The organism is Nonomuraea sp. NPDC049695 (assembly GCF_040674955.1).
Classification (GTDB): Bacteria; Actinomycetota; Actinomycetes; order Streptosporangiales; family Streptosporangiaceae; genus Nonomuraea; species Nonomuraea helvata.
In genome coordinates, this window is sequence record NZ_JBFANV010000032.1 from 27,940 (window position 1) to 53,721 (window position 25,782).

At 70.4% G+C, this 25,782-nt stretch carries 20 protein-coding genes; 8 read left to right on the forward strand and 12 right to left on the reverse strand.

Translation table 11 applies throughout. The annotated features are described in order from the left end of the window. Positions 1 to 82 precede the first annotated feature (82 nt). Positions 83 to 2,332 carry a hypothetical protein gene (locus AB0J64_RS26330; RefSeq protein WP_364031899.1) on the forward strand — a complete coding sequence of 750 codons (2,250 nt, stop codon included), beginning with the start codon at positions 83 to 85 and terminating at the stop codon, positions 2,330 to 2,332. A 44-nt stretch (positions 2,333 to 2,376) separates the two neighbouring features. Here the strand turns inward: AB0J64_RS26330 and AB0J64_RS26335 are convergent, their stop codons facing one another. Genes AB0J64_RS26335 through AB0J64_RS26350 form a run of 4 tightly spaced genes read right to left on the reverse strand, consistent with a single transcriptional unit; the run spans position 2,377 to position 7,952 of the window. Beyond that, a complete protein-coding gene (locus tag AB0J64_RS26335; protein WP_364031902.1) occupies positions 2,377 to 4,941 on the reverse strand; it encodes a glycoside hydrolase family 78 protein in 2,565 nt (854 codons plus the stop codon). Between the two features lie 7 nt (positions 4,942 to 4,948). Then, positions 4,949 to 5,776 (reverse strand): carbohydrate ABC transporter permease, encoded by an 828-nt coding sequence (locus AB0J64_RS26340; RefSeq protein WP_364031905.1) that lies wholly within the window; start codon positions 5,774 to 5,776, stop codon positions 4,949 to 4,951. Next, positions 5,773 to 6,702 carry a sugar ABC transporter permease gene (locus tag AB0J64_RS26345; protein ID WP_364031908.1) on the reverse strand — a complete coding sequence of 310 codons (930 nt, stop codon included), beginning with the start codon at positions 6,700 to 6,702 and terminating at the stop codon, positions 5,773 to 5,775. Before AB0J64_RS26345 ends, AB0J64_RS26340 begins: the two co-directional genes overlap by 4 nt. Then, a complete protein-coding gene (locus AB0J64_RS26350; RefSeq protein WP_364031911.1) occupies positions 6,699 to 7,952 on the reverse strand; it encodes an extracellular solute-binding protein in 1,254 nt (417 codons plus the stop codon). Before AB0J64_RS26350 ends, AB0J64_RS26345 begins: the two co-directional genes overlap by 4 nt. Before the next feature lie 278 nt (positions 7,953 to 8,230). On the opposite strand from AB0J64_RS26350, the gene AB0J64_RS26355 reads away from it, so the two are divergent. Beyond that, positions 8,231 to 9,286, forward strand: a complete 1,056-nt coding sequence (locus AB0J64_RS26355) for a LacI family DNA-binding transcriptional regulator (RefSeq protein ID WP_364031914.1) — start codon at positions 8,231 to 8,233, stop codon at positions 9,284 to 9,286. 64 nt (positions 9,287 to 9,350) lie between these two features. Beyond that, positions 9,351 to 10,262 (forward strand): hypothetical protein, encoded by a 912-nt coding sequence (locus AB0J64_RS26360; RefSeq protein ID WP_364031917.1) that lies wholly within the window; start codon positions 9,351 to 9,353, stop codon positions 10,260 to 10,262. A gap of 8 nt (positions 10,263 to 10,270) precedes the next feature. Here the strand turns inward: AB0J64_RS26360 and AB0J64_RS26365 are convergent, their stop codons facing one another. From AB0J64_RS26365 to AB0J64_RS26380, 4 genes are all read right to left on the reverse strand, one after another. Further along, on the reverse strand, positions 10,271 to 10,624 hold the full coding sequence (locus tag AB0J64_RS26365; RefSeq protein WP_364031920.1) for a YbaB/EbfC family nucleoid-associated protein: 354 nt from the start codon (positions 10,622 to 10,624) through the stop codon (positions 10,271 to 10,273). A 17-nt stretch (positions 10,625 to 10,641) separates the two neighbouring features. Continuing rightward, positions 10,642 to 10,995: a hypothetical protein gene (locus AB0J64_RS26370; protein ID WP_364031923.1), complete on the reverse strand. Its 354-nt coding sequence runs from the start codon at positions 10,993 to 10,995 to the stop codon at positions 10,642 to 10,644. A gap of 343 nt (positions 10,996 to 11,338) precedes the next feature. Continuing rightward, entirely contained in the window at positions 11,339 to 13,375 is a 2,037-nt protein-coding gene (locus tag AB0J64_RS26375) for a family 43 glycosylhydrolase (RefSeq protein ID WP_364031926.1), read from the reverse strand. Between the two features lie 141 nt (positions 13,376 to 13,516). Beyond that, entirely contained in the window at positions 13,517 to 14,560 is a 1,044-nt protein-coding gene (locus AB0J64_RS26380; protein WP_364031929.1) for a LacI family DNA-binding transcriptional regulator, read from the reverse strand. A gap of 201 nt (positions 14,561 to 14,761) precedes the next feature. Between AB0J64_RS26380 and AB0J64_RS26385 the strand changes: the two genes are divergently transcribed. The 5 genes from AB0J64_RS26385 (at position 14,762) to AB0J64_RS26405 (ending at position 20,596) form a co-directional block, all read left to right on the forward strand. Then, positions 14,762 to 16,042, forward strand: a complete 1,281-nt coding sequence (locus AB0J64_RS26385) for an extracellular solute-binding protein (RefSeq protein ID WP_364031931.1) — start codon at positions 14,762 to 14,764, stop codon at positions 16,040 to 16,042. Next, on the forward strand, positions 16,039 to 16,980 hold the full coding sequence (locus tag AB0J64_RS26390; protein ID WP_364031934.1) for a sugar ABC transporter permease: 942 nt from the start codon (positions 16,039 to 16,041) through the stop codon (positions 16,978 to 16,980). The genes AB0J64_RS26385 and AB0J64_RS26390 overlap by 4 nt, the downstream gene beginning before the upstream one ends. After that, a complete protein-coding gene (locus AB0J64_RS26395) occupies positions 16,977 to 17,798 on the forward strand; it encodes a carbohydrate ABC transporter permease (protein ID WP_364031937.1) in 822 nt (273 codons plus the stop codon). Before AB0J64_RS26390 ends, AB0J64_RS26395 begins: the two co-directional genes overlap by 4 nt. A 19-nt stretch (positions 17,799 to 17,817) precedes the next feature. Beyond that, on the forward strand, positions 17,818 to 19,323 hold the full coding sequence (locus AB0J64_RS26400) for a glycoside hydrolase family 43 protein (RefSeq protein ID WP_364031940.1): 1,506 nt from the start codon (positions 17,818 to 17,820) through the stop codon (positions 19,321 to 19,323). A gap of 67 nt (positions 19,324 to 19,390) precedes the next feature. After that, positions 19,391 to 20,596: a cytochrome P450 gene (locus AB0J64_RS26405; RefSeq protein ID WP_364031943.1), complete on the forward strand. Its 1,206-nt coding sequence runs from the start codon at positions 19,391 to 19,393 to the stop codon at positions 20,594 to 20,596. A gap of 41 nt (positions 20,597 to 20,637) precedes the next feature. Here the strand turns inward: AB0J64_RS26405 and AB0J64_RS26410 are convergent, their stop codons facing one another. The 4 genes from AB0J64_RS26410 to AB0J64_RS26425 are packed head-to-tail and all read right to left on the reverse strand — an operon-like array spanning position 20,638 to position 25,697. Continuing rightward, complete coding sequence (locus tag AB0J64_RS26410) at positions 20,638 to 22,539, reverse strand: hypothetical protein (protein WP_364031946.1); 1,902 nt, start codon at positions 22,537 to 22,539, stop codon at positions 20,638 to 20,640. A gap of 20 nt (positions 22,540 to 22,559) precedes the next feature. Then, entirely contained in the window at positions 22,560 to 23,492 is a 933-nt protein-coding gene (locus AB0J64_RS26415; RefSeq protein ID WP_364031949.1) for a carbohydrate ABC transporter permease, read from the reverse strand. Further along, a complete protein-coding gene (locus AB0J64_RS26420; protein ID WP_364031952.1) occupies positions 23,479 to 24,351 on the reverse strand; it encodes a sugar ABC transporter permease in 873 nt (290 codons plus the stop codon). The genes AB0J64_RS26415 and AB0J64_RS26420 overlap by 14 nt, the downstream gene beginning before the upstream one ends. After that, positions 24,348 to 25,697, reverse strand: a complete 1,350-nt coding sequence (locus tag AB0J64_RS26425) for an extracellular solute-binding protein (protein ID WP_364031955.1) — start codon at positions 25,695 to 25,697, stop codon at positions 24,348 to 24,350. Before AB0J64_RS26425 ends, AB0J64_RS26420 begins: the two co-directional genes overlap by 4 nt. Between the last annotated feature and the right edge of the window lie 85 nt (positions 25,698 to 25,782).

Here is a 25,782-nt window from a genome sequence, read left to right on the forward strand (position 1 = left end):
AGAACGAGTCTTGATCATCTTCAGGGCGGCTCGCTAGGGTTGGGCGCCTTTGCCCGATCCGAGTCGTCCCCGAGGATGTCCCGTGCGTCGCTACCGTTTCGGCAGGATCGCCGCACGGCTCGCCGCCGCCTACGTGGCCGTGGTCATCGCGTTCGGCGTCGTCGCGCTCGTCACCCGTGAACCCCGGCTGCTCCTGCGGCTCGTGGCGGGGGAGTGGGGCTTCATGCCGATCCCCGCCGTGTGGTGGGTGGATCTCGTCATGGTGGCGGTCGGCGCGGTGCAGGGCTGGGCCCTGTGGCAGGTGCTGCGCGGGCGCGCCACCGGGGAGCTGACAGGCAGGGGCAGGTGGGTCGCGCTGCTGCGGGTGGCCCTGTACGCGAGCGTCGCGAGCTCGCTGCTCTTCCGACTGCCGATCCCGTACGCGTGGTGGCAGAGTCTGGTCGGCTGCGCGATCCAGCTGGCCGTCGTCTGGCTGTACTTCCCTGTCCTCGCCGGGGTCCTCACTCGATGGTGGCGGCTCCTCGCGCTGGCGGCGGGCACGCTCAGCGCCCTGGCGGGGATCGTCGGCAACATCGGCTACGGGTTCGAGCTGACCGACCTGGTGAAGATCAGCGATGCCGCCGGGCTGGACGGCACGTTCTGGATGCTCTGGTTCGTGCTGACCCTGGTGGGCCAGGCCAGGGACGCCCGCTGGAGCAGGGGCACCGTGTGGATCGGCGCCCTGGTGGCCGTGCTCTGGTTCCTGACGCCCTCGGGCATCTCCCTCGAGGTGTACGGCGACTTGGACTACAGCCTGCTGTTCGACACGGTCATCACCTCGGTGAGCGTCTTCGGGATCGTGTGGGACGCCCGCTCCGCCCACGAACTCGCCAACCCCGTCCCGTCGGGTCCCTCGGCCAGGGTGGCGCCCGAGCGGGCGCCGTCGCGCTCCTGGCCGCTCGCGGCCGTGGCCGTCGCGCTCCCGCTGATCCCGGCGGCCGTCAACCTCGCGCAGCGGATGCCGCTGTGGATCGGCCCCAGGGGCGCGGTGGAGAGCTTCGTCCGCGAGCACACGAGCGAACTGGCGAGCACGGCCTGGGTGATCCTCGACGTGCTCGTCGGAGTGGGAGCCCCCGCCGTGCTGGTCCTGGTCGCGGTGGTGCGCAGGACCCGCCGCCTGCTGCGCGTCACCATGACGGCCCTGAGCCTGGCCGCCGTGGCCGGTGCCGTCTCCGCCCTCACGTACCGGCCCGGCACGGACCGCGTGTACGACCCGGACTTCGTGACCTTCGCCGAGCACATCCACCCGGAGTGGCTGCTCACCGAGGGCGAGGACGGCCGGCTTTTCTTCGGCATCTCACCGCTCTGGTACAGCTTCGCGCTCGCCGGGTCCGCCCTCATCCTGTTCCTCCTGTACGCCGCAGTCCCCGCCCGCCGCCGCCCGCACTACCTGCTCGCCGTGGCCGTGGCGCTGTGCGCCATCCCGGCGGCCGACCTGGCCCGCGGCCCGGTCACCACGGCGAAGGAGTGCGATCGGTACGGCGAGGACGGGGAGCTCGCGGGCCCGCGGGCGTTCGTGTGCGCGGTCCGCGACAGCCGCCTGCTCGATCTCGCCGCCACCACCCCCGACCAGGTGCTGCTCGCCCACGGACGCCGCCTGTGCGCCGTCTACACCCGCAACGACCCCAAGGAGCTGGCCCACCTCCGCCTGGACACCCGCAGCCTGACCTGGACGCTCGCAGGCATCTGCCCGAGCGCCGACGCGGCGGCCAAGGCCCTGCGCGCCGCGCAGGATCGCGAGTTCGCGGAGTCGCAGGCGGAGGAGCGGCGCAAATGCGACGCGGCCCCGCGCCACCGCCCCCTCATCAAGCCCGCCAAGTCGACCGTGCTCAAGGAGCCGGAGTGGCCCGAGATCGGGTGGGAGATGTACGAGGAGACCGAGGACGGCGCCGACCCCGCCGACGACGGGGTCTTCGACAGGAGCCTGGACAACGGCCTGGTCGCCGCCGGCCCCAGCCACCTGGTCGTGATGACGGACCCCGACTACCACGTGTGCGTGGCTCTGGAGACCTACGCGCGCCGCCCTCCCGTGGAGACCAAGGGCTGGGAGCACGTGGTCGAGGTCGGGTACGAGAGCCCGAGCGGGCAGCTGGTGCTCTCGGACGGCCTGGGCGGCGGCCGGCTGCCCGACCTGTCGCTCCACGGCCGCAAGGGGCACTACCGCATCCGTGTCCACTACGCCTGGTTACCGGGGAAGGGCGAGGAGGACGGGACCCAGCGGCTGCTGATCATGGCCTATCCGGCGCCCGGCGACAAGGTCATCACCTATCGCAAGCCCGCCCGGCGGCCCTGATCACCCCCGGCCCGCCGGACGATCTCGACGGGCCGGGGAAGCGATCACACCGTCGTGGTGAACGTGTGGGTCCCGGAGCCCACCTCCTGCGGGGCCGCCCCCGGAAGGTCGATCTCGGCCACCGTCCCCGGCGGCACGGACGCGGTGACCGTGAGCGTCCCGCCGTCCCTGGTCCAGGAGACCGACGCCGGACCGTACGGGGTGTCGAGGTCGGCCGAGGCGTGGGTCAGGTCCCCGCCCGGCCGGGGAGCGATGCGCAGGCGGCGGTAGCCGGGGGCGGCCGGGGCGAGGCCGGCCACGGTGCGGTGCAGCCAGTCGGCCACCGCCCCGAGCGCGTAGTGGTTGAAGGACGTCATCTCGCCGGGGTTCACCGAGCCGTCGGGCAGCAGGCTGTCCCACCGCTCCCAGATGGTGGTGGCGCCCATCGTCACCGGGTACAGCCAGGACGGGCAGTTGCGCTGGAGCAGCAGCGCGTACGCCGTATCGTACGCGCCGACCGAGCAGAGCGCGTCGCAGACGAGCGGGGTGCCGACGAAGCCGGTGCCGATGCGGTGGTCGTCGCCCGCGACCAGCTCGACCAGGCGCCGCCCGGCCCGTTCCCGCTGCGCGGGCCCGTCCAGCAGGTCGCACGTCAGGGCCAGGGCGTAGGCGGTCTGGGTGTCGCAGGCCAGCCGCCCCGACGGCGTGACGAACTCGCGGCGGAACCCCTCGCGCACCGACCCCGCGAGCGCGGCATAGTGCTCGGCGTCGGCGGAGTGCCCCAGCAGGGCCGCCGTCTCGGCCAGGATGCCGGCGGTCCAGGCGTGGTAGGCGGTGGCGACGAGCGCGTGGTCGGTACGGGCCTTGCCGGGGTCGTCCGGCGGCGCGGCCGGGTCGAGCCAGTCGCCGAACTGGAAGCCCTCGTCCCACAGGTGGTCGTCGCCGGCCAGCCCGGCTATCTGGTCCACCCATGCCTTCATGCTCGGGTACTGCTGCCGCAGCAGCCCGAGGTCGCCGAAACGCTGGTAGAGCGTCCACGGCACGAGGACCGCGGCATCGCCCCAGGCCGCGGTGGGGGAGGTGCCGAACACCAGCTCCACCCACGGCACGTAGTGCGGCACCGTGCCGTGCTCGGCCTGGTCGGCGGAGAGGTCGGCCAGCCAGGACGACAGTGGGCCCGCGCAGTCGTACAGGAACGCGGCGGCCGGGGCGAAGACCTGGATGTCGCCGGTCCAGCCGAGCCGCTCGTCGCGCTGGGGGCAGTCGGTGGGCAGGTCGACGTAGTTGCCGCGCATGCTCCACCGGACGTTGTCGTGCAGGCGGTTCAGCAGCGGCTCGGAGCAGCGGAAATCGCCGGTGGGCCGCATGTCGGTGTGGCAGACCACGGCCTGGACGTCGGCCGGGTCCAGCTCGCCCGGCCAGTTGTCCACCTGCGCGTAGCGGAAGCCGTGCACGGTGAAGCGCGGCTCCCACTCCTCGGGCGCGCCGTCGCCGCGCAGCGTGTACTCGTCGAGCGCGTCCGCGTGACGCAGTGGCCGCAGAGCGAGCGCGCCGTTCTCCAGGACTTCGGCGTGCCGGAGGGTGACGGTGTGCCCGGCCGGGCCCTGGACGCGGATGCGCAGCCGGCCGGCGATGTTCTGGCCGAAGTCGAGGATCGTCTCCCCGTCCGGCCCGGTCAGCACCTCCACCGGGGCCAGCGTCTCCACCCGGCGGACCGGCGGGCCGACCGGCGCGACGAGCAGGGCCGGGTCGTGCGGCAGCGCGTCGGCGGGCAGCCAGGAGGCGTCGTCGAAGCCGGGCTCCGACCAGCCGGCCGGTAGCAGCCGGGCGTCGTGCTTCTCGCCGTCGTACAGACTGGCCGCCGTGACGGGGCCGCTCGCGCAGCGCCAGCTCCCGTCCGTGACGACCACGTCGGTCGTGCCGTCCGCGTAGGTGATCTCGAGCTGGGCGATGAGCGCGGTACGGTCGCCGTAGACGGCGGTCTTGCCACCCGCGAAGCCGATGCGCCCCCGGAACCAGCCGTCGGAGAGCGTGGCGCCGATCGCGTTGGCGCCCTCGGCCAGGAGCTCGGTGACGTCGTGCGTGCGGTAGCGCAGGCGGTGGCCGTAGGTGGTCCAGCCGGGGGCCAGCACGTCGTCGCCGACGACCCGGCCGTTGATCTCCGTCTCGTGGATGCCGTGCGCGGTGACGTACAGACGGGCCTGCCGGATCGGGCCGCGCACGGTGAAGTCGCGGCGCAGCAGCAGCGCGGGGCCGTCGGGGACGCCCAGCAGCTCCAGCGGCGGCGCGGCCGTGCCCGCCTGCCAGTCGGCCGGGTCCAGCAAGCCGGCCTCCGCCCACGACCAGGGGCTCCAGTCGCCGGCCGAGCCGTCGCGGCCGTGCACGCGCACCCGGGCGCCCCGGCGCTCGCGCGAGCTCAGCTCGCCGCCCGGCCAGGGGACGAGCACCGACTCCGCCGACTCGACCCGTCCGGTGGTCGTGCCGTCGCTGAGCTCGATCTCGTACGCCTCCTGCTGCCAGCCGGGGATGTCGGTGGTGACGGTCCAGGACAGGCGGGGAGCGCTTTCGCCGATGCCGAGGGGGTCGCGGTGGTGTTCGAAGGCGGGCGCTTCGACATGCACGAAGGTCACGGGTCTCCTAGCCCTTGATGGCGCCGGCGGTCATGCCGGCGACGATCTTGCGATTGAAGAAGATGAACAGCAGCAACGGAGGGATCGTGATGAGCACGATGTCCATGAAGAGCAGGTTCCACTGGGTGTTGTACTGGCTCTGGAAGTTGTAGAGGGTCACCTGCACGGTGGCGTTCTCGTCGCCCGGGGTGAAGTAGAGCGGGTTGACGAAGTCGTTGAAGATGGCCACCGACGTGGTCAGGACCACGGTGATGGTGACCGGCCGGAGCAAGGGGAAGATCACCCGGAAGAACAGGGTGAGCCCGGTGCAGCCGTCGATCATGGCGGCCTCGTCCAGCTCGCGCGGGATGGCCGCGATGAACGCGCGGAACAGCAGCACCGCGTACGCCAGGTTGAAGGCCACCTCGATCAGGATCAGCCCAGGGAGCGTCTTGAACAGGCCGAGCGCCTGCAGCAGCCAGATCGTGGGCACGATCGCGGGTGGGATGATCAGCCCGGACAGCACCAGGAAGTTGGCCACCGAGCCGAGCCGGCCCGCGCGGCGCTGCAGCACGAACGCGGCCATCGCGGCGAAGACGACGATCAGCGCCACCGACGCCACGGTCAGGACCGTGCTGTTGACGTACGCGCGCAGCAGCACGAAGTCGCGGGCCTCGATCACCTCGGTGAGGTTCTGGACGACGGGCCAGTTCGCCGGCCAGGCGAAGTCGAGGTCGGTGGCCTGGGTCTGGTCCTTGACCGCGGTGAGCAGCATGAGGGCGAACGGGACAAGGAAGATCACGGCCGCCAGGGCCAGGGCGACGGCCTCGGCGCCGAGCCTGCGCAGGACTGTCATGCGGCCACCTGCCTTTTGCCGAGGAAGTAGTTGAGCGGGACGACGATGGCGGTGACGACGACGAACAGCAGCACGTTGCCCGCGGTGGACAGGCCGAAGAAGCCGGCCTGGTACTGCTTGTAGATGATCGAGGCGATGGTGTCGCTGGTGAAGCCGGGCCCGCCGCGCGTCATCGTCCAGATGAGGTCGAAGGAGCGCAGGCCGCCGATGAACGACAGGATGATCACCGAGTAGGTGGCGGGCCAGGACAGCGGCAGCGTGACGTGGCGGAAGCGGTGCCAGGCGCCGCCGCCGTCCACCGCCACCGCCTGGTAGTAGTCGCGGGGGATGGACAGGATGCCGGCGATGTAGATGACGGTGGCGATGCCGACGCCCTTCCACACGTCGACGAGGGCGACCGAGAGCAGGGCGGTGCTCGCGTCGCCGAGCCAGTCGGGGCCGTCGATCCCGACCAGGGCCAGCGCCTTGTTGACCAGGCCGGTGTCGGGCCGCAGCAGCGCGCTGAAGGTGATGCCGACCGCGACCGTGGAGACGAGGACGGGGAAGAACACCACCGAGCGCAGGAAGCCGCGCAGCCGCAGTTTCGAGGTGAGCAGCACGCCGAGCAGCAGCCCGAGGACGACCTTCAGGCCGCTGGTGACGACCGCGTAGAAGAGGGTGTTGACGAAGCCGATGCGCAGGTTCTGCTCGGACAGGAAGTCGCGGAAGTTGTCCAGGCCGACGAAGGTGCTGTCGAACAGGGTCCAGCGGGTGAGCGCGAAATAGAAGGCCATGACCGTCGGCACCAGGAAGATGACGAGGTACACGACGGCGGCCGGCAGGTAGAGCGCGTACGGGTAGGCGGACTTGCGCCTGACCGGGCGGGCGGCCCCCGGTTCTGGCGTGACGCGGGATCCCTGCCGTGGCTGGGCCGCCTGCTCGGTCACCACCCCGCGAGCCCCAACTGCTTGGCCTGCTTCTCCACGTCCTTGTCGTACTGGGCGGCGCCTTCGGCGGGCGGCGTCAGCCCGGAGCCGACCGCGACGGTGATCTGCTCGAGCGACGGGCCCTTGACCGGCGAGACGAACTCCAGCGCCGGCGCCGTGGCGCCCCTGTCGATGTACGCCTGCAGGTCCTTGGCGGCCTGGATGGCGTCGTCGGGCAGCTTGGCGCCGGTGATCCGGTACGGACCGGCCGGCTGCACGGCCTTGCTCACCGCGTCGGCCGCCGCCGGAGAGGCGACGAAGGCCAGGAACTTCTTGGCCGCATCGAGGTTCTTGGTGGTCTTGGGGATGTAGACGGCGCCCGGCTCCCAGAGCGTCGCGCCGCTCTTGGCGGGGTCGGTGCCCGGGATCCCGAAGAAGCCGACGTCAGTGGCGGCCTGCGGCATCGAGGCCACCAGCGGCGGCAACTGGGCGCTGAGCATCGGATAGTGCGCGCCCTTGCCCTCCACCAGCATCTTCATGCCCTGGTCGGCGGTGGCCGAGCCGAAGCCCTCGTTCAGGTAGCCCTTGGCGTGCACGTCGGCAAGATGCTGGAACCCGGCCGTGGCGGCCGGGGTGGTGGCGAACTTGGCCTTGCCCGCGGTGTAGTCGGCGGCGAAGTTCGGCACGGCGGCCTGGACGTTGTAGAAGTCGCCCAGCACGAAGAGCTGCGAGGTCCAGGTGTCCTTGAACGTCGAGACCACGGGGCTGATCCCCGCCGCCTTGATCTTCGCGTTGTTGGCCATGAACTCGTCCCAGGTCTTGGGCACCTGCAGACCGAGCTTCTCGTAGACCTTGCGGTTGTAGAGGATGCCGCCGCCCATGGCGGTGCCGAAGGGCACGCCGAACGCGTGGCCGCCCTGGGTCACCACCGGCAGGAAGTCCTTCTGGACGTTCTGCAGCACCGGGTCGCCGGTGAGGTCGACCAGGGTCTGGGACGGGTTGAGTGCTTGGAGCAGCGACCCGGAGTTGTACAGGAACACATCGTCCATGTCGCCGGTCGAGAGCTTGGTCTTGACGATGTTGTCGCCCTCGCTGCCGGCCGGCCGCGTCTCGGTCTCGATCTTGATCTTGGGATTGGCCTGCATGAACGCGGTCGTCATCGCCTTGGCCGAGTCGACGGCTCCCTGTCCGTTGTCGATGAGGAACTTCAGGGTGACCGTGCCGTCGGCAGCCGGCGCGGAGCCCGAGCCGCAGGAGGTCAGGGCAGTCATCGTGAGAACGGCCAGTGCCGCTCCCAGTGTGCGATGAGAGGTCTTCACAACGCCCCTCCGGGTCCGTTGAATCGTTTTAACGCCCCCCGATTCCAGTTAACGTAAGCGTTACGTGGTACGGCGTCAAGGCTCGATTTGAGGAACGGTCCCCGATCGTGATCCACGTGGGGCCCCCGGCCTGGGATCGTCGGACCTTTGAGATGGGTATCGTTACCCATCGCGGCAGCTGACCTGAGCTCGTACAATCGGGTCGCGTCTAGTCGAACGAGGTGCGCCAGATGGTCACGCGTGACGGGCGGCGGCGGGTGACGATAAGCGATGTGGCCAGCCACGCCCAGGTCTCCACCACAGCGGTGTCGAAGGTGCTGCGCAACGCCTACGGCGTCAGCGAGGCGATGCGTGCCAAGGTGCAGGCGGCCATCGACGAGCTCGGCTACCGCCCGCACGCCGCGGCCCGGGCCATGCGGGGGCGCACGTTCACCATCGGCGTGGTGCTGCCGCACATCAGGAACCCGTTCTTCGCCGACATCCTCGACGGCCTCGACGAGCAGATCGCCGGCGCCGGCTACCAGGCGATCATCGTCCAGGGCGGCACCATGGACCCCGACTCCGAGGGCCGCGCGATCGACGCCCTGGTGGACCGGCAGGTGGACGGCATCTTCATCGTCGCCCCGGTCCTCGCCAGGTCCCGGCTCGAGGAGACGGCCAGGAGCACGCCCACCGTCGTGCTCGGCCGCCACGACCGCTCGGCGGTCTACGACTCCGTGCTCGACGACGACGAGGTGGGCGCCGAGCTCGCCGTCGAGCATCTCATCGCGCTCGGCCACCGCCGCATCGCGCACATCTCGCAGAAGGACAGCGGCCCGTCCCGCTCCGTCGCGTGGCTGCACACCATCAGGGCCAGGACGTACGAGCGGGTGATGGCCGAGCACGGCCTGGCCGAGCACATCGCCGTCGTCGCCACCTCCTACACCGAGGAGGGCGGCTACCAGGCCACCCGTGAGCTGCTGGCCCGCACCCCCCGCCCTACCGCGATCTTCGCCGGGTCCGACCAGGCCGCCTTCGGCGCGCTCGCGGCCATCCACGAGGCCGGGCTCGCCGTGCCCGGCGACGTATCGGTGGCCGGCTACGACAACGCCCGCGTGACCGCGCTCGCGCACATCTCGCTGACGAGCATGGACCAGGACGGGGCCATCATGGGCAAGACGGCCGGGCGGCTGCTGCTCGAGCGCATCATCGAGGGGCGCACGTCCGCGGTCCGCTTCTCCGTCACCCCCACTCTGGTCACCCGCCGCTCCACCGCGCCGCCTCGCGTCATAACCGACCTGAAATAGGGAGATTTACGTCGGCTTTGGGGCTAACGTGGCAGTCGATAGTGAGAGAGAAAGGGTCTGCTACGTGAGTCCGTCCCCCAAGTCCCTGCCGATCGCGGGGTTCATGTTCTCCGCCGCCGGTGTCGGCGCCGTGGTCATGCAGATGCTGGCCGTCGCCTACCCCGACGGCGACCCGGCCAAGGCGCGCGAGGCCGCGCAGCTGCTGCGGCAGCTGGCCAGGCGGGTGGACGGCAGCCTGGACGACGTGGAGGAGGCCGCGAGCAGGGTGTGGCGGCCGCCCATGTCAGGCGCGGGCATCGACGCCTTCAGGAAATACTTCAACGACGAGGTCGCGCCCTATCCGCCGGAGGTGTCCGCCTACATCCGCGGGCTGGCCGACGCGGTCGACGACTACGCGGACATGCTGGAGCAGACCCAGCACGCGCTGCGGACCATGGCCATGATCCAGTGGCTGGAGCTGCTGATGTTCTTCTGCTGGCCGGCGATCGACAGGAAGGTCCAGGCGCTGATCAACTGGGCGAGGCGCAAGACGCAGGCGCGGCTGCTCGTCAAGATGCTCGAACATGAAGTGGGGAAGCGGTTCGTCTACGCCGTGGGCGGCAGCCTCGCCTACACGGCCCTCGACCAGCTGCTCGTCGACGGGGTCAAGCTGGCGAGGGGCGAGGACATGGGGTCGTGGGGCGACCGCGGCGAGTACATGGTGAAGAACTTCGCGGCGGCCATGGTCTTCTACCATGTGGATCCAGCCAATTTCGGAAAGGCCGCCAACCTGCTGCCGGAGAACAAGGCGGCGCGCAATGCCATCGTGTTCCTGACCGGATCCACCATCTTCAGCATGACGGCGAACGCGCTCAACCGGCCCGGCGACGTGATCGACGATCCGTTGAGCCTGCGGCCCACCTGGGAGCAGATGCTCGCCAAGCTGGGTGTCGCCGCGGGCCAGGACCAGTTCAGGCGCTGGCGCGGTATCCCGTGAGCATGAGGCTAGCCCTGGTTGAAACGCCTGACCTCCTCGGCGAACGGGGTCAGGCCGTCCGTCATCATCTTCTCCATCTGCGCGGTCAGGTCCGCGGCGGCGGCGTTCGCGGCGGCGAGCACCGCCTCCGCCAGCGCGTCCGCGCCGAGTCGCATCGCTCTCGGGTCGATGCGCAGGCCGCCGAGCGCGCCGCTCGCCAGCACCTCGGCCGTCACCTGGCCATGGGCCGCCTCACCTCGGCCGCGGACGGCATTGAGGCCCTCCTGCAACTGCTCCAGCGGCCGGATGTCGGCTTGGAACTCGGCGAGAAAGCGGCGCATCTCCTCGTCGAGGAAGGGCGCGCCGTCGTCCGGTGTGGTCATCAGGTCTCCAGAAGAGGTCAGGGGGTGAGCTTTCCGTCCGACTCCGAGTACTCGGGTGGGTCGGACACTTTCGGCAGGGATTCGATGGTGGCCCAGTTCGCGACGTCGAAGCTGGTCTTCATGCCGGACAGCCGTTCGGCGACGCTGGGATAGACGTCGCGCAGCGCGTTGACGTACGTCTCCGCTTTCTTCAACGCGGTGGAATAGCCCTGCCTGAACGTGTTCCCCGCCTCGTCCGTGCCGGCGAAATCGCCCAGTGCGGAGATGGCGTCGAGAATCCCGCGGGCATCCCTCGCCAGTTCCTCGTGCTCGGTGGTGAATCCGCCGGCCGCGCTCGTGAAGGTGCTCCCGTGGACCTCGGTGGGCGGCATGCCCGGGCGTGCGAGACCGGGCGAGGTCGGCGACGGGGTGGGGGCGGGATACGTGGGAGCCGGATACGTGGGAGCGGGATACGTGGGGGCCGGATACGTGGGGGCCGGATACGTGGGAGCGGAAGGAGTCGGCGACGGCTGGGACGGTCCGGTGGGCGTCGGAGTGGGTGCGGACGTGGTGGGTGAAGGGCTTGGGGGCGTCGGACTCGGGGTGGGCGCCGACGGCGTGGGGCTGGGGGATGTCGGAGTCGGGCTGGGTGTGCCCGTGGGGGTAGGGGTGGGCGACGCCGTGGGTAATGGGGGCGGAGTGGAGGGCTCTGTCTCAGGCATGTTCCTACATTACCTACAGGGATACTGGCCTGATGACTCGGACGCTGGTGGACACGGTTCTGAGATGCGGGGCGACCTCCTCGTCCGGCCGCATGTCGAGAACGGGACGCCCGTCGGCCGCCCAGTGCACCCGGCGGATGGCGGTGTTCCTCCCCTTCGCGTCCGGGGCGGTGAGGGCGTGGTAGACGACGAGCGGCAGGCCGTCCTCGTCGTGGCTGAACGTGTTGTGTCCCGGGCCCCACTCCCCGGTGCGGGGGTCGGTGGCGAGGACGGGGGCGTTGAGCTTGGTCCAGTTCGCCGGGTCGAGCAGGTCGCCGCCGGACGCGGCGGTGGCCAGGCCCATGACATAAGTCGGGCCGACGGCGGAGCCGGAGTAGGTCATGACGATCCGGTCGCCGTGCCGCACGACGAACGGTCCCTCGGCCACGTTCGCGTCGTTGAGGTCCCAGCCGTACTCGGCGCTGATCAGCCGGACGGGATCGCTCGTCAGCCGCCACGGGTCGGCGGGATCGACGGTGGCGATCCAGATCTCGGCGTCGCCCACGCGATCCGTGATGTAGCGCTGGGACCAGGCGACGTAGCCGCGGCCGGCGTCCTCGAAGTAGGTCATGTCGAGGGAGATGCCGGGGTGGTCCCGGTCCAGTTGGAGCGGGCTGCCGTCGGCCTTGAGCACCGGCCGGGGCGGTTCCCAGTCCGCGGCGAGCACGGGGTCGCCGTCCGCCCGCAGCCGCATGACCTGGCTCTGCACGCGGTCCCAGCTCGCCGCGCCGACGCTGGGGGAGAAGAAGCAGTGCAGGCGGCCGTCGATCACGTGGAGCTCCGGCGCCCAGAAGCAGCCGCCGATCCCCGCCTGTCCCACGGTGAGGATGGCGTGGTCGGCCGCGGTGGCCAGGTCCTGGACGGTGTCCGCGACCCGGATCAGCAGGCGCGTGGTGTTGACGCAGTCGCCGCCGGCGTCGTCGGTGGCGATGAAGTAGTAGCGCCCCCGGTAGGGCAGCACGGCCGGGTCGGCGCGTTCGGGGATGAAGGGGAAGGCGTACTCCCGCTGCCGGACGCGGCCGGTGATCGGATACTCCCCGGGCGTGTCCCAGTCCACGCCGGTGGTGTCCCAGTCGACGGGCCGGTCGGCGGTCGAGCCGTCGGAGTACGACAGGCGGGCCGCGGGCGGATCCGTACGTTCGCCGGCGTTCACCCGCAGCTCGGGCACGACGACCGCCACGTTCCTGACGCGCTGGAACCGGCGGGCGAGCCGGTCGGCAGTGCTTTCGTCCACCGGGAGACAGGAGGCGGCCCGGCGGCCTTCGCCGAGTGCGGGCGGCTCGGAGGCCGGCACGAGCGGGGACCCGGGACGGGCGGGCAGCGGCTCGGCGTCGAGCGTCTTCATGGTGGTGAACATCCGCTCGCCCGCGCCGTCCGTCCACCACAGCACGTACTCGTCGCGGGCGCCGTCATAGACCGCGCGGGGCCGGGAGACGCGGCCGCCCGTGCCGAGATCGACCACGCCCACTTCCTCGTAGTGGACGAGGTCGGGCGTCGTGCAGATCAGAACGTACGGTTCCGGGGTCCCGTCCGGCAGGCACGGGGTGGCCACGACGCCGTACCCGGCCGGTGTGTGGAAGAGGTGGGGATCGGCCAGCGTGCGGATGCGCCGCACGTCCAGGACGTCCGTCATGACGGCGCGCGGGAAGAGCACGCCGTGGTCGTCGTTGAGCGGCCTCACCTCGTCGCCCGGTGACGAGAGGGCCAGGTGCATGCTGAACGCGAGCGGCGCGCTGTACACCGCTGGATCGGGGTCCGGTTCGCGCGTGTAGCTCACCACATGGGAGGTCGACGCCTCGGGGAGCACCGTCACGGCGAAGCCCTCGGCGCCCGCGACGGAGATCGTCGCCTGGACGGCGCCGGCCGACCGGCTCGTGATCACGCCCTCGCGCACCTCGAGGTCCGGGTGGCCGGTGCTCAGCACCGCGTCCGGCCCGATGGACGTGCCCGAGACCAGGACCGGCGGCAGGACGACGCGGTCGTACGCCTGCAAGGAGCCGCGGGATGGCATCTGCGCCCTCCTCCCATTGCTCTGTTAACGCTAACATTCCCATTTTCGAGGCTGACGACGGCCGCGATCTGCGCCACGTTAGGGAGCTGCGAGAGGGCTGTCAACCCTCGATACGTACGGCAATAATCCAGAAAGTTTCGGTCAGCCGGCCGGGCGCGCGGTGCTGCCCCGAATGATCAACTCGGTGCCCAGCTCGACCCGGCTCTGCGGCAGCGGCTCGCCCTGCACGAGCTTCATGAGCATGCCGGTGGCCGCGACGGCCATCTCGCAGAGCGGCTGGCGGACGGTGGTGAGCGGCGGGTTCATCCACTCCACCGAGGGCAGGTCGTCGAAGCCGACGACGCTGAGATCGTGCGGGATGCGCAGGCCCAGCTCGTGGGCGGCGCGGTAGACGCCGGTGGCCTGCCCGTCGTTGGCGGCGAAGATCGCGGTCGGCGGCTGAGGCAGGCGCAGCAGCCGGTGGGCCTGGGCGCGGCCGCCCTCGATGAGGAAGTTCCCCGAACCGATCAGCTCGGGGTCGGCGGCCAGCCCGGCCAGGTCGAGCGCGGTGCGGTAGCCGTCGAGGCGGGCTCTGCTGGGCAGCGCCCAGTCGGGGCCGGTGATGATGGCGATGCGGCGGTGGCCGAGGTCGAGCAGATGGCGGGTGGCCGACAGGCCGCCGCTCCAGTTGCCCGCGCCGACCGAGGGGAAGCCCGGTCCTGGGTCGCCGGACGGGTCGACCAGGACGATGGGGATGTCACGGGTGACGAGCTGCTCGCGCTGGTCCTCGGTCAGCCCGGAGAACACCCCGATCACCCCGCTGGGGCGGCGGCTCAGCACGCCCTCGATCCAGCCGCGTCCCGGGGTTTCGCGGTCCGGCGCGTCGGAGATCACCACGGCAAGGTTGTGCTGGCGCGCGACCTGCCCGACCCCCTTGATGATCTCGACCGGGTAGTCGCCTCCCAGCGCGTGGATGACCACCTCCACCAGGGCGGCGGGGCTGACACGACGCCGCTTCCTGCGGTAGCCGTGCCGGCGGATGAGCCCCTCGACGAGGGAGCGCGTCTCGGGGGCGACCTCGGAGCGGCCGTTGACCACTTTGGAGACGGTCGCGGTGGACACGCCGGCCAGCTCGGCCAGCTCGGTGATGGTCAGCGGCCGGGCGGGTGTGGCGTCGGCGTCGAACGGCTGCTCGGTCGCGTTCATGGGGCGCAGTCTAGCCCGATTGATTTCGGGGATCTTACGCCTGTGTTCTTGACGGGTTTCGTCATGCCTGCTTAGAGTCCCCGATTAACGATCGGCCCTGGAACCGAAAGTTTCAGGCAAGCTGCGGACCCTGCCCAAGGAGCGCAGCGTGCACCCTGCCGGCCACCGCGCTCCTGACCTCCCCACCCGGAAGAGACAACCGTGAAGTTCCGTATCGCAACCCCAGCCGTGATTGCCGCGGCCATCGCCCTGACCGCCACCGCCTGCGGAGGCGGCTCCGGCAGCACCCCGTCGCAGCCGTCCGGTGACGGCAAGTCATTCGAGTTCTGGTCGTTCTCCGGGATCAACCAGAAGGCCTCGGTCGACGAGTACCACAAGGTCAACCCGGGCGTGCAGGTGAAGCTCACCGAGGTGGGCGGCTCGACCGAGACGGCGCAGGCGCTGACGACGGCGCTGGCCGGTGGCAAGGTGCCCGACCTGGTGCTCATCCAGGGCGACGACCTGCCGAAGTTCGTGCAGCAGCCGCAGAACTTCTACGATCTGCGGCAGCTCGGCGCGGACAAGATCAAGGGCGACTACCTCGACTGGGTCATGAGCCAGAGCACCGCCAAGGACGGCACGATCATCGGCATCCCGACCGACGTGGGCGGCATGGCCGTCGCGTACCGGACGGACCTGTTCAAGGAGGCCGGGCTGCCGACCGACCGGGAGGAGGTCGGCAAGCTCTGGCCCACGTGGGACGCGTTCATCGAGACCGGCAAGAAGTACGTCGCCAAGACCGGCAAGGCATTCATCGACAACGCCGAGACCAGCGTGTTCTACCAGGCGGTCAACCAGGGTCCGCAGAAGTACTACGACCCCTCGGGCAACGTCGTCTACAGCACCAGCCCGCAGGTCAAGACGGCCTTCGACCTGTCGCTCAAGGCCGTGCAGGCCGGGATCAGCGCCAAGCAGACCTCGTTCACCGAGGGCTGGAGCGCGGGCATGGGCAAGGGGCAGTTCGCGGTGATCTCCGCGCCGTCGTGGCTGCTGGGCCAGATCCGCAGGAACGCCCCCGACACCAAGGGCAAGTGGGACATCGCCACGATCCCCGGCGGAGCCGGCAACTGGGGCGGCAGCTACCTGGCCATCCCCAAGGGCGCCAAGAACGCCAAGGCCGCCTGGGACTACATCTCCAAGATGCAGTCGCCGCAGGGCCAGCTCACGCACTTCGTGGACTCCGGCTCGCTGCCCACGACCCCGTCGGTGTACAAGGACCCCAAGCTCACCGGGAAGAAGGACGAGTTCTTCTCCGGCGCGCCGATCGGGAAGATCTACACCGACTCGCTGCTCGGGCTCAAGCCGTTCTACATCGGCCCGGACAGCGCGGCCATCGGCCAGGAGTTCCTGAACGCCATCACCAGCGTCGAGCAGGGCAAGGGTGACCCCGCCAAGGCCTGGGACACGGCGCTGGCCAACATCAAGACGGCGATCGGCAAGTGACCGCGACTCTCGACAGGGTCGCGGACGCGCCCGCGATCACGACACGGGTCCGGCAGACCCTCGGCGAGCGCATCGCCCCCTACGCCTACATCGCGCCGTTCTTCCTGATCTTCGCGGTGTTCGGGCTCGTCCCCCTGCTGTTCACGTTCTACGTGGCGCTGTTCGACTGGAACCCCATCGGCGAGCACGTCTTCGTCGGCTTTGACAACTTCACCCGCCTGTTCGGGGATCCCCGGTTCTCGAACGCCCTGTGGAACACCCTCAGCATCTGGCTGCTGTCCACTGTGCCGCAGCTGCTGCTCGGGCTGGGCGTGGCGCACCTGCTCAACCACGCCCGGCTGCGGCTGGCGGTGTTCTTCCGGATGTCGATGCTGGTGCCGTACATCACCTCGGTGGCGGCCACCGCGATCGTCTTCGCCCAGATGTTCGACCGTGACTACGGCCTGCTCAACTGGGTGCTGGGCTTCGCAGGCATCGGGCCGATCGACTTCAAGCAGTCGGTGTGGGGCAGCCACCTGCTGATCGCCGTCATGGTGACGTGGCGCTGGTTCGGCTACACGACGCTGCTCTACCTGGCCTCGCTGCAGGCGATCCCGCGGGCGATCTACGAGGCGGCGGCGGTGGACGGCGCGGGCGGGTGGAAGCAGTTCCGCCACATCTCCCTCCCGTCGCTGCGCCCGGTCATCGTCTTCACGATCGTGACCTCGACGATCGGCGGCCTGCAGATCTTCACCGAGCCCCTGCTGATGTCCCGCTCCACGACCTGCGGGGCGATCCGGCAGTGCCAGACGCTCACGTTGTTCCTCTACGAGCAGGCTTTCGGTCAGTTCCAGTTCGGCTACGGCGCCGCCATCGGCGTGGCGCTGTTCGTCCTGATAATCCTGTTCGCCACGCTCAACTACGTCCTGTCCACCCGCATCCGCCCGGGGAAGTCATGAACGATCGGATCCGCTGGTGGACCTACCTGCTGATCGGCCTGGCCACGCTCGTCTGCCTCTTCCCGCTGTACTGGATGTTCGTGGTGGCCACCACCGACTCGGCGACCGCCACCCAGCTGCCGCCCAAGATCGTGCCGGGCGGCAACTTCTTCCACCTGGCCGGGCTGGTGTTCTCGACGGTGCCGTTCGTGCGCTCGGTCATCAACAGCCTGATCGTGGCCGGGACGATCGGCGTCGGGCAAGCGGTGCTCTGCTCGCTGGCCGGCTTCGCCTTCGCCAAGCTGCGCTTCCCGGGGCGGAACGTGCTGTTCCTGATCGTGGTGCTGACCATGACCGTGCCGACGCAGCTCGCGGTCATCCCGCAGTACATGATCATTTCCTCGCTGAACTGGGTGGACACGCTGCAGGCGCTCATCGTCCCGGGTCTGGCCAGCGCGTTCGGCATCTTCTGGATGCGCCAGCACCTGTCCTCGACGATCAGTGACGAGATCCTGCAGGCCGCCCGCATCGACGGGGCGAACAGCTGGCAGATCTACTGGCGCATCGCGTTCCCGCTGGTGCGGCCGGCCGCCTTCGTGCTCGGGCTGCTCGGCTTCGTCTACTCGTGGAACGACTTTCTGTGGCCGTTCATCGTGCTGAAGTCGCCCGAGATGTACACCGCGCAGATCGCCATCAAGGCACTGCAGAACAGCTTGGACATCGACCTCGGCCTGGCCATGTCGGGCTCGTTCCTGGCCACGCTGCCGCTGGTGGTGCTGTTCATCTTCGTCGGGCGCCGCATGGTCGCCGGGATCATGGACGGCGCCTTCAAGGGCTGACCTTTCGAAAAGGCTCAACGTGAACGTCTACGACAACCCGGTCCTGCCCGGGTTCCACCCGGATCCGAGCGTGTGCCGGGTCGGCGAGGACTACTACCTCGTCTGCTCCAGCTTCGAGTACGTCCCCGGCGTCCCGATCTTCCACAGCCGGGACCTCGTGCACTGGCGCCAGATCGGCAACGTGCTCGACCGGCCCTCGCAGCTGGACCTGCCGGCGGACGTGCCCGCCTCGGGCGGCGTCTTCGCGCCGACGATCCGCCACCACGACGGCCGCTTCTACATGATCACCACCAACGTGGGAGCGGGCGGCCACTTCGTCGTCACCGCCGAACGCCCAGAAGGCCCCTGGTCCGACCCGGTCTGGATCGACCTGCCCGGCGTCGACCCCGACCTGGCCTGGGACGAGGACGGCTCGTGCTGGTGCACCACCTCGGGCAACCAGGTGGCGCGCATCGACCCGGCGACGGGCAAGGTCCTGGAGGGGCCGTACCCGATCTGGTCGGGCACCGGTGGGAAGTATCCGGAGGCGCCGCACCTCTACCAGGTGGACGGCTGGTGGTACCTGCTCATGTCCGAAGGCGGCACCGAGCGCGGCCACGCCGTGTCGATCGCCCGCGGCCGCTCGCCGCGCGGCCCCTTCGAGCCCGGGCCGGTCAACCCGATCCTGACGCACCGCGGCACGAACCGGCCCATCCAGAGCACCGGCCACGCCGATCTCGTGCAGGCCGCCGACGGCACCTGGTGGATGGTCCTGCTCGGCGCCCGACCGCGCGGCTACTCGCCCGAGTACCAGGTCCTCGGGCGGGAGACCTTCCTCACCCCCGTGCGGTGGGAGGACGGCTGGCCCGTCGTGGGTCCCGTCGAGGAACGCCACCCCGCGCCCGCCGCCTGGCATCCGCTGCCCGAAGAGCCGTACCGCGACGACTTCGACGCCGGCGCGCTCGCGCCGTACTGGATCTCGCCGCGCAGCCGCCCCGACGGGTCCTGGTCGCTGGGCGAGCGCCCCGGCTGGCTGACCCTGCATGCCACCGGGCCGACCCTCGACCGGCCCGGCCACACCTTCGTGGGGCGCCGCCAGCAGCACCACGACTGCCGGATCTCCGCCCGCCTCGATCCCGGATCCGGCACGGCCGGGCTGTCCGTACGCATGGACGAGGCGCACCACTACGACCTGGAGGTGAGCGAGGGGCGGGCACGGGTGATCGCGCGCATCGGCCCGCTGCGCCAGTGCGTGGCCGAGCGACCGGTGCCACCCGGGCCGCTCACCCTCGCCCTCGACATCCGCACCCGCGACGTCCTGCCGCCCTCCGTCATAGAGCCGACCACAGAGTCGACCACTGGGCCGACGGGCGTCGGCGCCAGGGGGCCCGACACCATCGGCTTCTCCGCCGACGGCGCCCTGCTGGCCTCGCTGGACGGCCGGTACCTGTCCACGGAGGTGGCCACCGGATTCACGGGACGGGTGATCGGCATGTACGTCACGGAGGGGAGCGCCGATTTCGACTGGTTCGACTATCGGTTTTAAGGTCCTTGCCTTACTAAGGCGGCCTCCTTATGGTTGGCGGTGAATTGTCAACTACATAGAGGGCGTCATGACTGAGACCATGCCCGATTACCCCTTCTCCCGGGACAAGGCCCTGGAGCCGCCGCAGGAGTGGGCCGAGTTACAGGACCGCTGTCCCGTGGCCCACATACGGCTGCCGAGCGGCGACACGGCCCAGCTCCTGACCCGCTACGAGGACGTCCGTTCGGTGCTCGCGGACGGTCGCTTCCGGCGGGGCGGCGAGGGCGCCGCGCGGATCTCCACGACGGAGGACGGCGGGATCTTCGCCCGCAACAGCGACTCGAGGGTGCGGGAGGGCGAGGGGCACCTGCGGTGGCGGCGGCTGCTCAACAAGTCCTTCACCATCCGGAAGATGGAGACGTGGCGGCCCCGGGTGCAGCGGATGGCCGACGAGCTGGTGGACGACCTGGTGAAGTCCGGCTCGCCGGCCAACCTGTCGGCCGGGCTGGGCCTGCCGCTGCCGGTGCGGGTCATCTGCGCCCTGGTCGGCGCCCCCAGCCGGGACCAGGACAAGTTCGCGCACTGGTCGCAGGTCATGCTGACGCTGACGCGCTACACGCAGGAGGAGGTGCGGCAGACGTACGAGGAGTTCGGCGCGTACGTCTCGGCCCTGGTCGAGGAGAAGCGGGCGAACCCGGGCGACGACCTCCTCAGCGAGCTGACCCAGATCTCCGACAGCGAGGACGGCAGGCTCAGCCACGAAGAGCTGATCACCACCGTGATGGCGCTCCTGCTGGCCGGGCACGAGACCACCTCCAACATGATCGCCATCATGACGGCGATGCTCCTGGCGGAGCCGGAGCGCTACCAGGCGGTCATCGACGACCCCGAGCTCATCCCGGGCACCGTCGAGGAGGTCCTGCGGCTCGACACCACGCTCAGCGTGATCGGCTTCCCCCGGGTCGCCACCGAGGACACCGAGCTCAGCGGCACCGTCGTGCCCGCGGGCGGCACCGTGATCCCGTGCCGGCCCGCGGCCAACCGGGACCCGCGCAAGTTCGACGACCCCGAACGGTTCGACCCGCGCCGCGAGAACGCCGCCCAGCACCTGAGCTTCGGCGTGGGCGCGCACTACTGCCTCGGCCAGCCGCTGGCCCGCCTGGAGCTGCAGGTCGTGCTCGGCACGCTCACGCGCCGGCTGCCCACCCTGCGCCTGCGCGACAGCGCCGACGAGCTGCGCCTGCGCACCGGACTGCTGTCGGGCGGGCTCCAGGACGTCTGGGTCGCCTGGTGAGCTCGTGAGGCCGGCGCGGGTCTCCGCGCCGGCCGGGGCTTTCACCCCCACGGCCACCGATAGGACGGCGGGTAGGCGTGGAGGCGGAGCCGGAGGGTGAGGGTGACCGTGGTGCCGGCGGGCAGCTCGACCGTGAGGTGCGGCCCGTTCACAGCCGCCTCCGTGACCGACCGCACCGGCTCGTGGTGCACGTACTCGGTGTCGTGCCCGGTCCACCCGGGCGCGGCTCCGGTGGCGGTGACGCCGAGGATCTCGTGCTCGCCGAAGAAGCCCGCCTGCACGACCAGCACGCGGTCGGCGGTGGCGGACAGGTTGACGAGCGTGACCACCGTGGCCTCCGGCTCGATCGAGGTGACCAGCGCCGCCACCTGCTCCGGCACACCGGGACGGCGGCGCTCGGCGTCGAAGTAGCGCACCCTGGCCTGCTGCAGGCCGCCGTTGTAGACGACCTGCGGTCCGCCCCACATCAGCTGCGCCAGGGCCTCGGTCACCACGGGGTTGACGTTCTGCCAGAGGTGGATGTCCGATTCGGGCAGGTCGCGGTCGGCGTTGGCGAGCAGCAGCGCGATGCGGCGGCGGGCCTGGGCGTGCGCGGCGGCGAGGATCCGCTCGGGATAGTCCGGGTTGTCCCCGCACAGGTACGCGTACCAGGGCTCCTCGTGCCCGGCCTCCTCCTTGTCGCGGAACGGCCGCACGGTGGCCCAGTCGTAGCCGGTCGCGGCGCGCAGCGCGTCCAGGCGGGCGCGGTCCTCCGCGGCGCCCGTGTGGTGCCAGAGCGCGAGCGGCACCGAGGTCTGGACCGGGTTGTAGTCGAACCAGCCCTTGTCGCTGTGCCGGTAGGGGACCAGCAGGGTCGGCACGTCCACGTCGGGGCCGAGGTGGGCGCGCCAGCGGCCCTGGTTGGCCGAGTCGCTCTCGCTGAACGGCAGCGTCACGCCCCGGGCGATGACCGCGTCCAGCAGCGACCGGACGAGGTCCAGGTACCGGTCGTCCCGCGTGGCCAGGGCGGCGCTGAGCGCGCCGACGGCCGCCGCCTGGCCGATGCTGTACATGCCGTGCGGCCAGGTCCAGCCATAGTGGCCGCCGTACCAGCGCCCGTCGAGCCCGCTGCCCACCACCCCGTCGAGGCCGACGTTGTCGGGGACGACGCCGCCGTTCTCCTCGGCCCGGCGCTGCCAGGCCCCGACGTACTCGCGCAGCCAGGCGGCGTAGCGCTCCTCTCCCGAGACGAGGTAGGCGTTGCAGACCAGGCCGGCCACGCTGAGGTTGCCGACCGCGTCGCCCCGGCCGAGGCGGCGCTGCATCTCGGCGCCCAGCCGCGGGTCCTCGGCTAGCGGCGGCACGGGCGCGCCGTCCGGGACCATCCAGTCCAGCGGGTAGCCGTACTGGGCCGCTTCCGCCGGGGTCCACGGGTACGCGGGCGAGTCGGACACGCCTTCCCTGGCTCCCCGGCTGCCGTTGTGCGGGGCCTTGATGATCCGGTGCGCCGGGTCGTAGTTGCCCTTGGCCGGATCGAGGTAGAGGTCGGCGAACCTGGTCGCCCGCCCGGCCCAGGCCGCCGGGTCCGCAGCGGTCAGGAAGTACGTGAAGAGCAGGCTCTCGCCCTGGTGGAACCAGTCGTAGCCGATCTCGAACTCGTCGGCGAACATGCCCAGCCCGGTCATCTGCCCGACGACGCCGTGCCAGTGCCTGGCGCTGGTCTCGAGCAGGTCGTCCGCGCCGCCCAGCAGGTAGAGCTGCGGCCAGTTGAAGAACGGCTCGAAGAAGTCGTCGGCGCCGTCGCGGGAGGAGAGCCGGCCGGAGTAACGCAGCGAGCCGTCCGGCCGGCCGTACCGGGCGGAGAACAGCCGCCACCCGCCGTCCAGCAGGTCGAACAGGGCACGCTGAGCCAGCGCCCACGCCGGCGGGTCGAGCACGGGGACGCTCGCTTTGACGACGGTCATGAAACTCCTAGAAGAGGCGGTCATCCCTTGGTCGCGCCGGCGGTCAGCCCGGCGACCAGGAAGCGCTGGGAGAACAGGAACACCAGCAGCACGGGAGCGATGGACAGCAGGGTCGCCAGCACCAGCTCGGGCGGCTGCACCTCGGCGTTGGCGCCGACGACGGGATTGAACGCGGGGGTCGCGGCCAGCATCTGCGTGAGCCCGACCTGCATGGGGTAGTTGTCGCTGTCCGGCAGCATGACGTACGGCAGGAAGAAGTTGTTCCAGTTCGTCACGAAGCTGAAGAAGGCGACGAGCGCGACCACCGGCTTGGCCAGCGGCAGCGCCACCCGCACGAACGTCGCGCTCTCGCCGCACCCGTCCAGCCGGGCCGCGTCGAGCAGCTCGCCGGGCACGCTGGTGGAGAAGTAGATGTACGTGAGGTAGACGCCGAACGGGAAGAACGACATCGGCAGCACGACCGAGGCCGCCTGGTTGACCAGCCCGACGTAGCTGAGCTCGAGGAAGATCGGCAGCACCAGCGCGGTGCCCGGCATCAGCATCACGACCAGCGTGACGATCAGCAGCAGCCGCCGGCCGGTGAAGCGCATGAGCGCCATCGCGTACCCGGCGGGGACGCTGACGAGCAGGGTCAGCGCCACGGAGAGCGCGGCGTACATGACGGAGTTGCCCAGCCAGTCCAGCACCGCGCCGTCCTGGAAGGACATGAGGTGCCGCCAGTTGGTCAGGAGCGAGCCGAGCGAGCCGGGCGACAGCGCGTTCCCGTGGATCAGGTCGGCCGGGCTCTTGGTCGAGGCGAGCAGCAGCCAGAGCATGGGGACGACGAAGAACAGCGCGAAGGCCAGCAGGAACACGGCGACGAGCACCCGGGCGACGCGGGTCGCGATGCCCGTGGGAGGCGGGGGAGCGGCGCGGCGGCCCAGCGGGGACGGCCGCAGCTCAGTCAGTGTCAAAGAGACCTCCCCGCGCGACGAACAGCCCGGCGCAGCACAGCGCCACGATGAGCAGATCGACGGCGATCGCCGCGGAGCCGTTGAAGTCGTTCTGGTTGAAGGCGTACAGGTACGCGAGCTGGTTGATGGAGTAGTCGGTGCCCACCACGCCGAAACTGGCCTGCGAGATGAGCTGCGGCTCGACGAAGAGCTGCGTGCCCGCCGCCAGGGAGAGGATCAGCATGTAGACGATCCACTTGCGCAGCATCGGCAGCTGCACCCGCAGCGCGGTGCGCACCGGCCCGGCGCCGTCCACCCGCGCGGCCTCGATGAGCTGGTGGGGGATGGTGTTGAGCGCGCCGTACATCACCACGATCCAGCCGCCCGCGCCGGTCCAGAACGCGATCAGCGTGAAGATCCACGGCAGGTGGCCGGGCGAGACCACCTGCACGAACGTGTCACCCCAGACCCGGCGGACGAGGGCGGCGACCGGGCTCACGGACGGGTCCAGCATGAACAGCCAGAGCAGCACGCTGGACGCGCCCGCCAGCGCTCCCGGCACGTAGTAGACGAACCGCAGCGCGGCCCGCGACCAGCCCGCGGTCAGCCGGTGCACCAGGAGCGCGAGCAGCAGGACCAGCACGGTCAGCGTGACCAGCCAGAGCACGAGGTACGTGACCACGTGCTCGACGGCGGCCAGGAACCGGTAGTCCTGGGCGGTCCTGACGAAGTTGGCGAACCCGGCGAAGACCCCGTGGGCGTCGGTGAAGGCGAGGTTGAGCGCGTACACCGTGGGCACGATGCCGAAGGCGACGAGCAGCACCACGTAACCGGAGACGAAGACGTGCCCGGCGGAGAGCCGCAGCCTCGATGCGCTCACTTGGTGACCTGGTAGCCGAAGACCTGGGCCTGCTGCTCGATGGCCGTCTGCCACTCCGGCAGCAGCGACTCGACCGTCCTGCCCGCGGTCTGGCCGGGGATCACGGTCTTGGCCCAGACCGCCTCCTGGCTGAACTCGGGCGAGCCCCAGCCGGGCCACACCTGCCCGGCCGCCGCGGCGATCGGCCCCGCGATGTCGCCGGCGTAGTAACCGCTGTCCTGCTGCTTCTTGATCCACTTAGTCGCGGCCGGCGCGTACGCGGGGTATCCGGGGGAGAGCTCGACCTGGTACGCGTCGGCCGTGGTGACCCAGCTGACGAAGTCCTTGGCCGCGTCCAGGTGCGCGGTGTGCCGCGACAGCCACCAGGTGCCGCCGCCGACGTTGCCGGTCACCGGCGTGCTCTGGTCGGACCAGCGCAGGGCCTCGCCCACCGCGAGCTCGCCCTTCGGCGTCTTGAGCGTGCCCTGGAAGACCGCGCCGCCGTACCAGGCCGGACCGGGCAGCATGAGCACCTTGTCGCCCTGGCTCTTGGCGAACTCGGGGCCGAACAGCGGCAGCATCGACATGGTCTTGTTCGCGACGAGCTTGTCCATCATCCGCGCCGTGCGCGCGCACTTGGGGTCGGTGGCCTTGACGGTGATCGCCTTGGGACCGGTGACCTGGTTCGCCGGGCACTCGCCGCCCCACATGTAGATCTCCGGCGCCCAGGCGTCGCCGGCCGTGCCGACGATGTATCCCGGATGCTCGGCGGCCACCTTCTCGCCCAGCGCCTGATACTCCTCCCAGGTCCTGGGCACGGTGTAGCCGAACTTGGCGAGCAGCTTCTTGTTGTACCAGAGCACGACCTGCGCCAGGTCGTTGCGCAGGCAGTAGACCGTGCCGCCGACCGTGCACACGTCGAGCGCGCCCTTGGCGAAGCCGCTCAGCGTGGCGTCGTCCAGCAGGCCCTTGTCGAGCGGGGCGACGAACGCGTTGTCACCCTGCGAGGCCCACGACGCCGTGTTGTTGTCCGTGGTGAACACCACGTCCGGCCAGCCCTCGCCGGCCCGGTCGAACAGCTGCACCTTGGTCTTGAGCGTGTTGGAGCCGTTGGCGTTGCCGTCGTAGGTGACGATGTCCAGCTGCGCGGCCGGATGGGCCTTCTGGTACGCCTTCGCGGCGTCGAGCCGGGTGGAGTCCACCCACACCAGGAGCTTGCCGTCCTTCTGCTCGGCGGTCGCGAATCCGTACGGGGAACCGGACGAGCCGGTGGGCTTCGCGGCGGTCGGGGCGTTCGGGGGCGCGCAGGCCGCGACGGCGAGCAGGGCCGTCACAGCGGTGACCGCCAGGTGGGTGCGTCGTCTCATAGGGCTTCCTTCGGACGTGACCGCCGTGTTTCGGGGATATGACATCATACGTGTGACGTATTCACAATGGCCTAGACTGAGGGGC